Genomic DNA, 12,554 nt, shown 5'->3' with positions numbered 1-12,554 from the left:
GAATATCAATGAAGAAGCTTTTCGTAGCGCTCGCCATGGCGGGTGCGTGCCTCGACGCGTCTGTCGTCTATGCAAAAAAGCCGGTGGTCATGTCGTCGCTCGAACTGCAGCAACTGCAGGGTCGGGACATCGAGGCGAGCAAGGATCAGGTGTTCGGCGCCGTCATGTCGGTGCTGCAGGATTCGGGCTATCGTATCCAGGCCGCCGACAAGGACACCGGGCTGATCACCGGCATCGCCTCGACCAAGGGCAAGATGTCGTACAGCCTGTGGACCGGTTTCGGTAAATCGAAGAAGACGCCGATCGTCTCGGCCTTTATCGAGCAGACCAGCCCGTCGACGACCCATGTGCGGCTGAGCTTCGTCATGGGGAAAGTCAAATCGACCGTCTATGGCTCGGGGGCGCAGGACGAAGAGCCGATCTACGACGTGTCGGTCTATCAGACGGCGTTCGAGCAGATCAACCAGACCGTGTTCATCCGCCAGACGATGAAATCCCCGGCCGCGACCGTGGCTTCGCCGGGTGCGCCGATCGCAGCGACGCCTGTCGCCACCACGGTCGCGCCCGCCGCGCCGTCCGCCCCCAAGTGACGATCGGTCAGGCGGGCGGTACGCCGCCCGCCTGACCATGGTTGCGGGTGATTGCCGCTTGGCGTCGGCGCCCGGCCCGATGCCGCGCCGGGCGGTTCGACACTTATAGCAGGGTGCGGCCCGGCGGTGCGGCGGTGCGGGTCGGAAAGACGGGGCCGCGCACCGTCATCCGGCTGGCCGGATAGGGGCGCTGCAGTGCTACGACGTCGTCGTAGCGACCGGCGAGCCATAGCGCGTGATCGTCCGGATGCAGGATGGTGATCATCGCCTTGGGGTGGATCGGCGCGACTAGGTCGTTCGCGTCGCAGGTGACCATCGCGAAATAGCGCTGCTCGCCGATCTGGCGCCAGAAGCCGGCGATCGCGAACACGTCTTGGTCGATGACGTCGAACCACATCTCGCCCTTGATGGGCTTTTTCCCGTCGCCGCGATCAACGGGGTCGGGCGTCCATTCGCAGAATTCGGTGAGCGGGATCAGGCACCGGTTTTCGGGGTTCGCCGCGAGCGCTTTCCACTGTGGCAGCGCGAGGTTGCGGACATTGGTCATCGGCCATGGCGCCTGCCCGGCGGTCACGTCCCACTGCATCACATCGAGTCCGCGGGCCCCGTCCTGTTCGCGGATCACATAGGCGCGGCTTTTGGGATAGAGCTCGGTCGGATTGAACCGGTTATCCATCGGCCTTGGCGTTAGCCAGCCCGCGCCAAAGACCTGGGTAAGGGTTTCGGGCTCGCCCTCGAACCGCGCGCGATTACACATGGGGTGCCGATGCGATGCGACCGGCCGTCGCGCAAGCCCGCGGAAAGGAGCAACGGCCGGTCATGGCCGGTGCTCCGCCGTCTCCGGCGCCGGCTTCGGCTTCACGTAGCGGTCCAGCCAGTCCGTCATCTGCCACAGCGTCTCTTCGGTGGACTCGAGCGCGCGATAGCCGTGCGGCTCGTTCGGCAGGACGACGTAGCGCACGGTCGCACCATTGCCCTTGAGCGCAGCGTACATGCGTTCGGACTGGATCGGGAAGGTGCCGCTATTGTCGTCCGCGCCGCCGTGGATCAGCAGGATCGGCGCCTTGATCCGGTCGGCATAGGTGAACGGGCTCATCTCGGTATAGGTCGGCGTCGCCTGCCAATAGGTCCGCTGTTCGGCCTGGAATCCGAACGGCGTCAGCGTGCGGTTATACGCGCCCGACCGGGCGATGCCTGCGCGGAAGAGATCGGTATGCGCAAGCAGATTGGCGGTCATGAACGCGCCATAGCTGTGCCCGCCGACCGCCATGCGGGTCCGGTCGGCGACCCCGAGCTTAACGACGGCATCGACCGCCGCCTGCGCATCTTGCTGGAGTTGCTTGACGTAGGTGTCGTTCGCCTCCGTGCCGCCTTCGCCGATGATCGGCATCGCCGGATTGTCGAGGATCGCATAGCCCTGGGTCAGCAGGAACAGATGGCTGATGCCGCGCGGGCGCACGAAGCGATTGCCCTGGTCGACGGTCTGCCCGGCGACCTTCGCATCGGTGAATTCGGCGGGGTATGCCCAGAGCAAGGTCGGCAGCGGCCCGTCGCGCTTCGCATCATAGCCCGCGGGCAGGTAGAGCGACCCCGACAGCGCAAGCCCGTCGGCGCGGGGATAGGTGATCGTGCGCTGCGTCACGCCGGCAAACACCGGGGCAGGATCGGCGAACGCGGTGACCGGCTTGGCGCTGCCGCCCTTGACGCTGCGCACGACGTAATTGGGGGCGAGCTTTGCGCTTTCGCGGCGCGTGAGGATGCGCTGCCCGGTATCGTCGAGCATCGCGACGACGGTTTCGTAAAAAGGCGGCTTGGCGGACCATAGCCGCGTCTGTTCGCCGCTTGTAAGCGGCAGCGTCGCAAGGAAGGGGAAGGCGCCCGCCTTGGTCGCACCGTCGCCGGTGACGTAGACGGCCTTATGGTCCGGGGTGAAGCGCATCACCGGTTTGCCCGCGGCGTTCGATTCGACGACCGGCCGACCCGGGTCGCCATATTGGTCCTGATAATTGCGGGTCAGCAGCGTGCGCGGCTGGCCCGGTCGCGCCGGTGCGACCGCGAGCCGGTGTTCGGTCCGCGACCGCCATTCGCGATCGACGACCAGCGCGAAGCCGTCATCGCCCCAGAAGGTCGTCGCATAGCGCGCCGGGGTCATCGCCAGATCGACCGGCGCCGCTTCGAACGGTGCCGCCTGCATCTTGACCACGTCGTGGAAGGCGACCTTCGCACGCGGATTGCCGCCGTCGAGCGCCTCGGCCCAGACGAGCGTGGCAGGGGCGTCGGATCGCCACATCGCCTCGCGCGGACCCTTGACGGCGGCGTCGAAGTCGACCGGAAGATCGTCGGCGAGCGGGCGATCGACCAGCGTCCGGACCGGCTGGCCATCGATCGTCGCGACGGCGATCTCGGTCGGGAAATAGCGCGCGGGCAGCAGATAGGAATAGGGCCGCTTGAGCCGTTCGGTCAGCAGATACCGGCCGTCGGGCGAGACGCTGAACTCGGTGATGAGCCCGGGTGCGCCGATCGGCCGGGTGGCGCCCGACAGCGCGATCCGGACGAGCTGGCCCGTGAAATAATGATCGAACAGGGCCTCGTCCTGCGCATCGCCGAGCAAATCTTCATAGGTTCGCGCCGCCGACGATCGGCCCGCGCTTTCCTGGACGACGGGGCCCGTCGGCGTGTCGCCGGCGACGGGCGCGGGGCCGCGGTTCGCGGGGACGGTGTAGGCGATCAGCGCCGTGCTGTCGGGCATCCAGGTGAACGGCGTGCCGAACGTCCCGTTCACGCCCTTGGCCACCATGCGCGCACTGCCGTCACGCTCGGCGATCCACAGCGAGAGACCGTCGGGCTGCTGCGCGTAGAATGCGAGGCGGGTGCCGTCGGGCGACCAGTCGGGTGCGGCAAAGCGCAGTCCGGCCGGCAGCGCGACATTAATGGTCTTGCCGCTCGCCAGATCCTTGAACTGCAGCGCGTTCAGCCACTGCACGCGGACCTCGGCCTGGCCATTGGTCGCGGGATCGATGCGATAGCCACCAAGACGCAGGATCGGTTTGGACAGATTGGCGATCGACGGAAGATTCTCGCGACCGAGAATCGCGAGCGTCCGGTGGTCGGGGCTGACCGAGACGCCTGGGGTCGGGGGTGTCTCCAGCGCCCGTGCGATCGCATCGGGCGCGCGGTGATAGGGCGTGCCCGGCGTCTGCGCGCTGGCGCCGGAGACGACCGCGCTGGTCGTGACGAGGAGGAGAGCGATCAAACAGGCACTGGCGCGCATTCATAACCCCTTGTTCTGATATGTCAGGGGTGTGGCATGTCGGGCGTGCCGGCACCAGCGGGCCCGGCCTGCATGGCAGCTGGCACCTCAGAATTCGCGGATGATGCGCAGGCCGACGCGCGGTCGGAATGGACCCGACACGGCCCGTTCGGCGCCCGCACCGATCTGCGCCGAGACCTTCCGCCCGATCGCGCGGTGCAGCTGTGGCATCAAGAGCCAATGGCCGCTCGCCCCCGTCTGCCGGTTTACCTCGAACCCGAGCACGGTGCCGTCATCGACATCCCAGAATGTCGAGTGATTGACGATCAGCCCGGTGCCCTTCGTGCTCCTAAGCGTCACGTCGCCCGCGCCGATCATCGTCATCGTGCTCAACCGTTCGCCGAAGCGGTTGCCGAGCAGATAGACCAGGCTGCTCGACCACCCCCCGTCGCGGCGATTGTGAAGCCCGAGATACTGGACGCCGTGGATGCTGCGTCCGCCGCGAAACGTGCCGAACGTCCCCTGCAGCCCCATTTTGAGATCGGTCAGCCGGCCATCGGTGAACGGCAGCTCGAGTTCGACTGCAAAGCCGTCGGCGACTGCGTATTCGACCTCGGGCGCCCATTCGACATGGCGCGACGGTCCGCTGAGATTGACCTGGGCGAGCGTGTTGGTCTCGAGCTCGCCCCGCCGCGCGCCGAGTGGCCGGACCATGTCGAAGATCATCGGTTCGGGGATGGCGGGGATCGCCGCGGACGTCGCCCCCGCGATCGCGGTCGCGCCCGGCACCGGCTGGGCCTCTGCCGATCGCGTCTGCGCGGCAGCGCCGGTGCTGGCGGCAAGGAGGGCGGGGGCGCAGAACGCTGCGAGGGAGAAGTGGGCGCAGGGCCGCGCGCGGATGATCATGGTGACGGGTTCCGGTGGATAGAGCATGAGGACATGCGCTCATCGCCGCGCCGACTTACGCCGACCTTACGCGGGCCCGCAGGTCGACTTCATGAAGCGCGAACAGCACCATCCCGATGGCGAGCGGGATCAGGAAATAGACCATCCGATAGGCGAGCAAGGCCGCGAACAGCGTCGCGCGGTCGATCTCGGGGAGGCTTGCCAGCATCACCGCTTCGAACACGCCCACGCCGCCCGGGGCATGGGTGATCAATCCCGTCGTGATCGCCACCAGGTACCCGAGCAACAGGCCGGGAAGCAGGGCAAGCGACGCGCCGGGCAGCAGGACGACCAGCACCAGCGCCGCAAGGACGAGGTCGATGCTCGCCAGCATCATCTGGATCAGCGCCTGCCGCGTGCGAGGCACGGGGATCGAGCGGCCGAATGCGACGATCATCCGACCGCCACGCCGGTGGAGCAGGATCAGCACTACGCCCAGCAGGGCAAGGCTCGCCGTGCCGATCGCGGCGTGGACCGGGTAGGACATCGCAATGCCGGCAATCGCCAGCTTGTCGGGACTGGCGACAAGCCCGATCCCCAGCAGCAGGAGCACCCCGGACCAGAAGGTCAGGCCGGTCAGCACCATGACATGACCGACTTCGCCGATCGTCAGCCCTGCGGGCCGGTAGATCCGCAACCGTGCGGTTCCGCCGGTCAGCAGCGCGAACCCGAAATTGTGACTGAAAACATAGCTGGTGAACGAGGCAAGCGCCGCACGGGGATAGGCAACCCGTCGCCCGATGACCCGCAGCGCGATCACGTCATAGCCGGTCAGCACGCCGTAGCTGGTTGCGGTGATCCCGGCCGCGAGCAGCAGCCGGACCCAGCCGATCCGCGTCAGCGCGTCGCGGATGTCGGTCCAGTCGACCCCGTCGAGCAGGCTTGCGAGCGCCGACAGGGCGATCGCGACGACGGCGAGCATCGCGGCGGCGGCGGCTGCCGTTCGCACCGACGACGATGACAGGCGACGTCGCCACCCTGACGGCGTTCGGGCGCTGCACTGTTCTGTCACGACGCTCAGCCCGCGGCCGACCGGTTCCGCCGGAGTGCCGGCGCGGCACCCGGATCGGCGGTTGCCGACGCCGTGTCCGTGCCCGACAGCGCACGATAGGCGTCGAGGACCATCGCCGACGCGGTGTCCCAGTCATAGGCCGCGCTTGCCGCACGTGCGGCCCGGCCCATCGACGCGCGCAGATCCGAGAACAGCGCAAGACGGCGAACCGCGGCAACCGCCGCATCGAGATCGTTCGCGGCGAAGAACATGCCCGTTTCCTTGCGCAGCAGGTTGCGTCCGCTGGGGATGTCGACGCACACGCTCGGCAATCCCGATGCCATCGCTTCCAACGTTACGTTGCCAAAGGCTTCGGTAATGCTCGGATTGACGAAGATATCCGCGCTGGCGACCGCGCGGGCCAGCCTGTCGCCCGAGAGGCTGCCGAGGAGGATCGCGTCGGGCAGTCGCTTCGCGAGCCAGCGTCGCTCGGGCCCGTCGCCGACGACCACCGCCCGGATCGTGGCGGATGATCCGCACATATCTCCGCTACCCGTGCGAACCGCGTCGACGATGTCGGCGAACAGCGCCGGTCCCTTCTCGCGGACCAGCCGGCCGAAGAAGAGCAGGACGATGTCGGTGTCGGCGATGCCCATGTGCCGGCGCCAGGCCAGGTCGCGATGGCGCGGGGAGAAGGCGTCGCGATCGACCCCGCGACCCCAGAGACGTGTCCGCTCGCCAAGCCCCTTGGCGGAAAACTCGGCGGCGATGGGAGGGGTGGGCACGAGGATCGCGTCGCTGCCGGTGTAGAACCGGTCGAGATGCCGTTCCATCATTGGCCGGATCAATCCCGCACCATAGAATTGCGCATAGGTCTCGAACCGCGTGTGCAAGCTGGCGACGACCGGGACGCCCATCGTCCGCGCCAGCCGCTGCGCGGCAACGCCGGTCCAGTCGGGGGCGGACAGGTGGACGATGTCGGGGCGGAAGCGTTCGACATCGCGCCGGACCGCCGCGGGCAATCCGAGCCCCAGCCGATACTCGCCGCGACCCGGAATCCGGACCGACGGGACCGACACCAATGTGCCCGTGGGGTCAAAGGCGGGGCGGGGCGATGTCGGTGAATAGACCCGGACGTCGACGCCGTCGCGCTCGAGATACCCAACAAGGCGGTTGAGCGCCTGGTTGGCGCCGTCGCGCAGATAGTTGTAGTTGCCCGAGAACAGGGCGACCCGGCGCGGCTGGTCGGGCCCCGCACGGACGCGGGACACCGCGGCGCGGGTCGCTGCAAGCCGTTCGAACGGGCCAAGGATATCGGACATGGAGACACTCTGATTTTTGCTGACGGCGCATCGCGCGACATCGATCGGGATCGAGGATCGGTCGGCCTATCCCGTCCGGCTTACGCCAGCCTTACAGGCGGCGATGGGCGCGGGCGGTGCGATCCGGGCAGCCCGACCGGGGAGCGTCGATGCGGATCCTGATCGTCGAGGATCATGCCGATCTGGTCACGATGCTGATCCGGCTGCTCGGCGAGGCGGGCTATGCCGCGGACGCGACCCCGACCGCCGCCGATGCACGGCTGATCCTGTCCTATACGCGCTATGCCGCGGTCATCCTCGATCTCGGGCTGCCGGACGGCGATGGCCTGTCGGTCGTGCGCGAATTGCGTGAACGCGACGATCCCACGCCGGTCATCGCGCTGACCGCGCGGGCAAGCGTCGCACACCGCGTGACCGGGCTCGAGGCGGGGGCCGACGACTATCTCGCCAAACCGTTCGCGCCCGAGGAACTGCTCGCCCGCATCCAGGCGCTGCTCCGGCGCAGCGGCACGATCGTCGACCGGACGATCGATTGCGGCAATGTCCGGTTCGATCCGGCAACGCGCGAGGTCTCCGTTGCCGGCCGGCCGACCGTTTTGTCCGCGCGCGAACTGGAGGTGCTCGCCGGGCTGATCCGCCGCACGAGCCGGGTGGTGACCAAGCAGCATCTCGAACAATTGCTGTTCGGACTGGCCGACGATCTCGGGTCGAATGCGGTCGAGGTCTACGTCCACCGGCTGCGGCGTCGCCTGGCGGAGTCGCAGGCGACCGCGGATATCGTCACAGTCCGAGGGGTCGGTTACATGCTGCTGGAGCGGGACGCGTGACGCGGCCGCCACGATCATTGATGGCGCAGATCCTGCGCTGGCACGCGATCGCGGTGCTGATCACCGCCGTCGCGGTGGCCGGCGGGGTCTATCTGTTTCTCGACACGACGGCGGCGCGGATCCAGCATCAGACGGTCCACGTCCATACCCAGGCCCTGCGCCAGGCGCTGTCGCAGGACCCGACAGGCCGGTTGCACCTGACCCAGGACGGGACCAGCGCCGCGGTGTTCGCGCCGGGGGCGGGCTTTGCATTCCGCATCGTCGATCCGCGTGGTGCGGTCCTGTTCCGTTCGGACTCGCCGATCATGGTGCCGCTCGCGGCCATCCCGCTAAGCGACGAGGAGCGCTTCTTCCGCCGGCAGTCGCGGCATGCCTTCTATGCCGGCGCCAGCAGCCCGGCGCGCGTCGGGAGCGCGCGCGTCTGGATCGTTGTCCTGCAGAATCTGACCCACCCGGACTATATTCTCGACGACCTGCTCGCGCAGTTCCTGCTCTACGGCCTGGCGATCGTGACGCCGGTCCTGCTGCTGCTGCTGGCGATCGACGTGCTGATCATCCGGCGTGCGGTCGCGCCGGTACGGCGAGCCTCCGCATCGCTGCGGACGGACGATGCGCTGCCGCTCGATCTGCGTCTGCATGACGACCGGCTTCCGGCCGAGGTGCGTCCGCTCGCGCGCGCGGTCAATGCGCTGCTGGAGCGTCTGACGTCGAGCTACCGCATGCAGCGCGACTTCATCGCCGATGCGGCGCACGAGCTGCGCACGCCGATCGCGGTGGCCAGGCTTCGTGTCGAGGAGGTCGAAGATGCTACGTTGCGAGCGACGCTGCGCAGCGATCTCGACACGCTCGGCCGCATCGTCGAGCAGGTGCTGGAGATCGCCGAGCTGGAAACCGTCGCGCTGGATACCGCGGCATCGGTCGATCTCGTCGCGATCGCGACCGACGGCGTGGCTTCGATCGCACCGCTGGCGATCCGCCAAGGCAAGTCGATCGCGCTGTCGACGGCGGCGGACAGCGTGATGGTCGCGGGCCATGCGGCCTGGATCGCCAAGGCGCTGGGCTGCCTGATCGAGAATGCGGTCAAGCATAGCGGGCCTGGCCGTCGGATCGACGTGACGATCGGGACAGACGGCACGCTGGCGGTCTGCGACGACGGCCCCGGCATCCCCGAGGCGGATCAGCCGTCGATCTTTCGCCGTTTCTGGAAACGCGATCGTGCCGCATCCGCCAGCAGCGGGCTGGGGCTGGCGATCGTCGCGCAGGTTGCGGAGGCGCACGCGACGCGGGTGGTGCTCGCGTCGCGGCCGGGGCGGACCCGGTTCGCGATTACCTTCCGCACCGCATTGATGCGCCGCTGATCGCGAGCCCATCTTCGCCACTGACGCGCTCTTATCGGGCATTGCACCATGGTCCACATAGCGGGCACGCGGTCGCAGAGGAGTTTGGTATGACGAGTATTGCGCAGGACCGTGGCCCCTTGGAGACGGATGCGTCGATGCCAGGCCCGTCGGGCGGACACCATCTCGGTCGGGGGCTGACGTTCGTGATGGCCGCGGCGGCCGGCGTTGCCGTCGCCAATATCTATTACAACCAGCCCATGCTGGGGATCATCGAGCGCGACCTGCCCGGGGCCGCGACCAGCCTGGTGCCGACCGCGACGCAGCTTGGCTATGCCGCGGGGCTGTTCTTGCTGGTGCCGCTCGGCGACCTGGTCGAACGCCGGCGTCTGATCGTCGTGCAGTTCCTGGGGCTGGCCGCGGCCCTGATCCTCGCGGCGATCGCACCGAGCGCGGCGATGCTGATCGCCGCGTCGCTGCTCGTCGGAATATTGTCGACCGTCGCGCAGCAGGTCGTGCCGTTCGCCGCGCATCTCGCAAGCCCGGAACGACGCGGTGCAACGGTCGGGACGGTCATGGCGGGGCTGTTGTGCGGCATCCTGCTCAGCCGGACGCTGGCGGGTTTCGTCGCGACGCATGCCGGATGGCGGGCGATGTTCTGGCTGGGCGTGCCGATGGCGCTCGGCGCGGGGGTGGTGATGGCGATGCGGCTGCCGCGCAGCGTCCCGACCGCGGATCTCGGTTATGCAGGGCTGTTGCGGTCGCTCGGCGGTCTCTGGCGGGAGTTCGGCGCGCTGCGCAAGGCGGCCATCACGCAGGCGCTGCTGTTCGGCGCGTTCAGCGTGTTCTGGACGATGCTCGCACTCCATCTGCAAAGTCCGCGCTTCGGTCTGGGGGCCGATATTGCGGGTCTGTTCGGGGTGGTCGGCGCGGTCGGCGTGCTTGCCGCGCCGGTCGCCGGGCGGATCGCCGACCGCCGTGGCCCAAGGCTGGTGATCCTGCTCGGGGCCGTGCTGACGCTGGCAAGCTGGTCGGTCTTTGCGCTTTGGAGTTCGATTGCCGGGCTGGTGGTCGGCGTGATCCTTCTTGATTTCGGCGTGCAGAGCGCGCTCGTCTCCAACCAGCATGTCGTTTACGCGCTGCGGCCCGAGGCCCGCGCCCGGCTCAACACGATCTTCATGGGGGCGATGTTCCTCGGCGGCGCGGCGGGATCTGCCGGCGCGACCTGGGCATGGCGCACGGACGGCTGGGTCGCGGTCACGGGTCTGGGCGCAGCCTTGTCCGCCGCGGCGGTGCTGCTTCAGATCGTCGCGGCCAGACGCCAGCGCTGATCCGTCGAGGCACCGCCGATTTCAGCCACTTGCGCCGATCGCCCCTGCGGGCAACAACCTTGCCAAGTTCTGGGAGTTCGCCAATGCATCGTCGCACCTTCATCGCATCGCTGCCGGCCGCTGCGATGCTTCCGACACTCGCTTCTGCGCAACGCGGTACAGCCAGCACCGACCCCGCGCCCGGCCCGGGTCAGGGGGCAGCGCCCGCGACGGATACCAATCCTACATTCTGGGCGCCTGGCGAGGAGCGCTTCCTGCGCCCCGACGTCCATGCCGGCGACCGGCCGATCGGCGCGAGCTTCGCGTCGCGCACCGCGGTCTATGGCCTCAACGGCGCGGCGGGGACCGCGCACCCGCTCGCGACGCAGGCGGGGATCGACATCCTGCGGTCGGGTGGGTCGGCGGTCGATGCGGCGATCGCGATCAACGCGTGCCTCGGCTTCCTCGAGCCGACGTCGAGCGGGATCGGCGGGGATGCCTATGCGATGATCTGGGATCCCAAGGCCAAGGCGGTGGTCGGCCTCGCGGGGTCGGGCGCATCGCCGCGCGGCCTGAGCCTGGAAACGGTGCGGTCGCGCGTCAAGAACGGCGCCTTGCCGCCGCTCGGTGCGCTCAGCGTGTCGGTGCCGGGGACGGTCGACGCGTGGTGGACGATGCACCAGCGCTACGGGAAGCTGCCCTGGGCGGACTTGTTCCAGCCCGCGATCGCGCTGGCCGAAGCGGGCGCGCCGGTCCCCGACATCATCGCTTATTATATCCGCCGCAGCCTCACCGCGTTCCGCCGTCCGGGGAACGGGCTGGAGGAGTCCGCCAATGCGCTGCGCACCTATGGGCTGGCGGACGGCAAGGGACCGGCGGCAGGGGGCGTGTTCCGCAATCCCGACCTCGCACGCACCTATCGCGCGATCGCAAGCGGTGGACGCGATGCGTTCTATGAGGGCGACATCGCGCAGACAATCGAGCGCTACTTCAAGCGGATCGGCGGGTGGCTGTCGGCGGCGGACCTCGCCGCGCACCATTCGGAATGGATCGCGCCCAGCACGACGGACTATCGCGGCACGACCGTCCATGCGCTTGGCGCGAACACGCAGGGGCTGGCGACGCTCCAGATGCTCAACATCCTCGAACGGTTCGACCTGAAGGGCGCAGGCTTCCAGTCGGCGCTGTCGATTCACTTACAGGCCGAGGCCAAGCGCCTCGCCTATGAGGATCGCGCGCGATACTATGCCGATCCGCACTTCGCCAAGGTACCCGTCGAGTGGCTGATCTCCAAGGACTATGCCGCACAGCGCGCCAAACTGATCCGCCCCGACCGATTGCTGACCCCGGTCTATCCGGGGCAGGCGCCAAGCCACGGCGACACCACCTATTTCAGCTGCGCGGACAAGGACGGCATGATGGTGTCGATGATCCAGTCCAACTTCCGCGGGATGGGATCGGGCCTCGTCGCGGATGGCCTCGGCTTCATGTTCCAGGATCGCGGGCAGCTGTTCAGCCTGAAGGACGGTCACCCCAACATCTATGCGCCGGGCAAGCGGCCGTTCCAGACGATCATCCCGGGCTTCGCGACGCGCAAGGGCGCGCCGTGGATGAGCTTCGGGGTGATGGGCGGCGACATGCAGCCGCAGGGGCAGACGCAGATCATCGTCAACCGCGTCGACTACGGGCTCGAGATCCAGTCGGCAGGGGATTCGCCGCGCTGGCATCACGAGGGATCGTCGCAATCGATGGGCGAGGATTCGCCAGGGCTCGGGCCCACTGGGCTGCTTCGCCTCGAGACCGGGGTGCCGGTCGCGACGCGCAAGCGGCTGGCCGACATGGGCTGGACGATCGGCGATCCCGATGGCGGCTTCGGGCGCTACGAATGCGTCGAGCACCGGATGGACGGCGACACCCGCGTCTATGCCGCGGCGAGCGAGATGCGCGCCGATGGGTGCGCGCTCGCCTATTGAGCAGGGCGG

General features: G+C 68.2%; 10 protein-coding genes. 5 read left to right on the top strand and 5 right to left on the bottom strand.

Features of this window, described 5'->3' with window-relative positions; all coding sequences use genetic code 11:
- The first annotated feature begins 8 nt into the window (after positions 1–8).
- Positions 9–590 (top strand): hypothetical protein, encoded by a 582-nt coding sequence (locus J3A66_RS08415; RefSeq protein ID WP_245336735.1) that lies wholly within the window; start codon positions 9–11, stop codon positions 588–590.
- Positions 591–693: 103 nt separating this feature from the next.
- Here the strand turns inward: J3A66_RS08415 and J3A66_RS08410 are convergent, their stop codons facing one another.
- The 5 genes from J3A66_RS08410 to J3A66_RS08390 form a co-directional block, all read right to left on the bottom strand.
- Positions 694–1,347: an SOS response-associated peptidase family protein gene (locus J3A66_RS08410; protein ID WP_183935005.1), complete on the bottom strand. Its 654-nt coding sequence runs from the start codon at positions 1,345–1,347 to the stop codon at positions 694–696.
- Between the two features lie 60 nt (positions 1,348–1,407).
- Entirely contained in the window at positions 1,408–3,861 is a 2,454-nt protein-coding gene (locus tag J3A66_RS08405) for a prolyl oligopeptidase family serine peptidase (RefSeq protein WP_209568226.1), read from the bottom strand.
- Positions 3,862–3,948: 87 nt separating this feature from the next.
- Positions 3,949–4,773: a hypothetical protein gene (locus J3A66_RS08400; protein ID WP_245336734.1), complete on the bottom strand. Its 825-nt coding sequence runs from the start codon at positions 4,771–4,773 to the stop codon at positions 3,949–3,951.
- Positions 4,774–4,801: 28 nt separating this feature from the next.
- On the bottom strand, positions 4,802–5,734 hold the full coding sequence (locus J3A66_RS08395) for a lysylphosphatidylglycerol synthase domain-containing protein (RefSeq protein WP_209568225.1): 933 nt from the start codon (positions 5,732–5,734) through the stop codon (positions 4,802–4,804).
- A gap of 68 nt (positions 5,735–5,802) precedes the next feature.
- Positions 5,803–7,098, bottom strand: a complete 1,296-nt coding sequence (locus tag J3A66_RS08390; protein WP_209568223.1) for a glycosyltransferase family 1 protein — start codon at positions 7,096–7,098, stop codon at positions 5,803–5,805.
- A 149-nt stretch (positions 7,099–7,247) separates the two neighbouring features.
- Here J3A66_RS08390 and J3A66_RS08385 point away from each other — a divergent pair, with 149 nt between their 5' ends.
- From J3A66_RS08385 to J3A66_RS08370, 4 genes are all read left to right on the top strand, one after another.
- Positions 7,248–7,925 carry a response regulator transcription factor gene (locus J3A66_RS08385; RefSeq protein WP_209568221.1) on the top strand — a complete coding sequence of 226 codons (678 nt, stop codon included), beginning with the start codon at positions 7,248–7,250 and terminating at the stop codon, positions 7,923–7,925.
- A 20-nt stretch (positions 7,926–7,945) separates the two neighbouring features.
- Complete coding sequence (locus J3A66_RS08380) at positions 7,946–9,283, top strand: ATP-binding protein (RefSeq protein ID WP_209568219.1); 1,338 nt, start codon at positions 7,946–7,948, stop codon at positions 9,281–9,283.
- Between the two features lie 137 nt (positions 9,284–9,420).
- Positions 9,421–10,593 carry an MFS transporter gene (locus tag J3A66_RS08375; RefSeq protein ID WP_245336997.1) on the top strand — a complete coding sequence of 391 codons (1,173 nt, stop codon included), beginning with the start codon at positions 9,421–9,423 and terminating at the stop codon, positions 10,591–10,593.
- A gap of 83 nt (positions 10,594–10,676) precedes the next feature.
- Entirely contained in the window at positions 10,677–12,545 is a 1,869-nt protein-coding gene (locus J3A66_RS08370) for a gamma-glutamyltransferase family protein (protein ID WP_209568217.1), read from the top strand.
- Positions 12,546–12,554: the final 9 nt, after the last annotated feature.

Origin of the sequence: Sphingomonas sp. PvP018, from assembly GCF_017876865.1 — a bacterium.
Taxonomy (GTDB): domain Bacteria; phylum Pseudomonadota; class Alphaproteobacteria; order Sphingomonadales; family Sphingomonadaceae; genus Sphingomonas; species Sphingomonas aerolata.
Note: the sequence above shows the minus strand (reverse complement) of the source record. Positions and strands in the feature narration are given on the sequence as shown.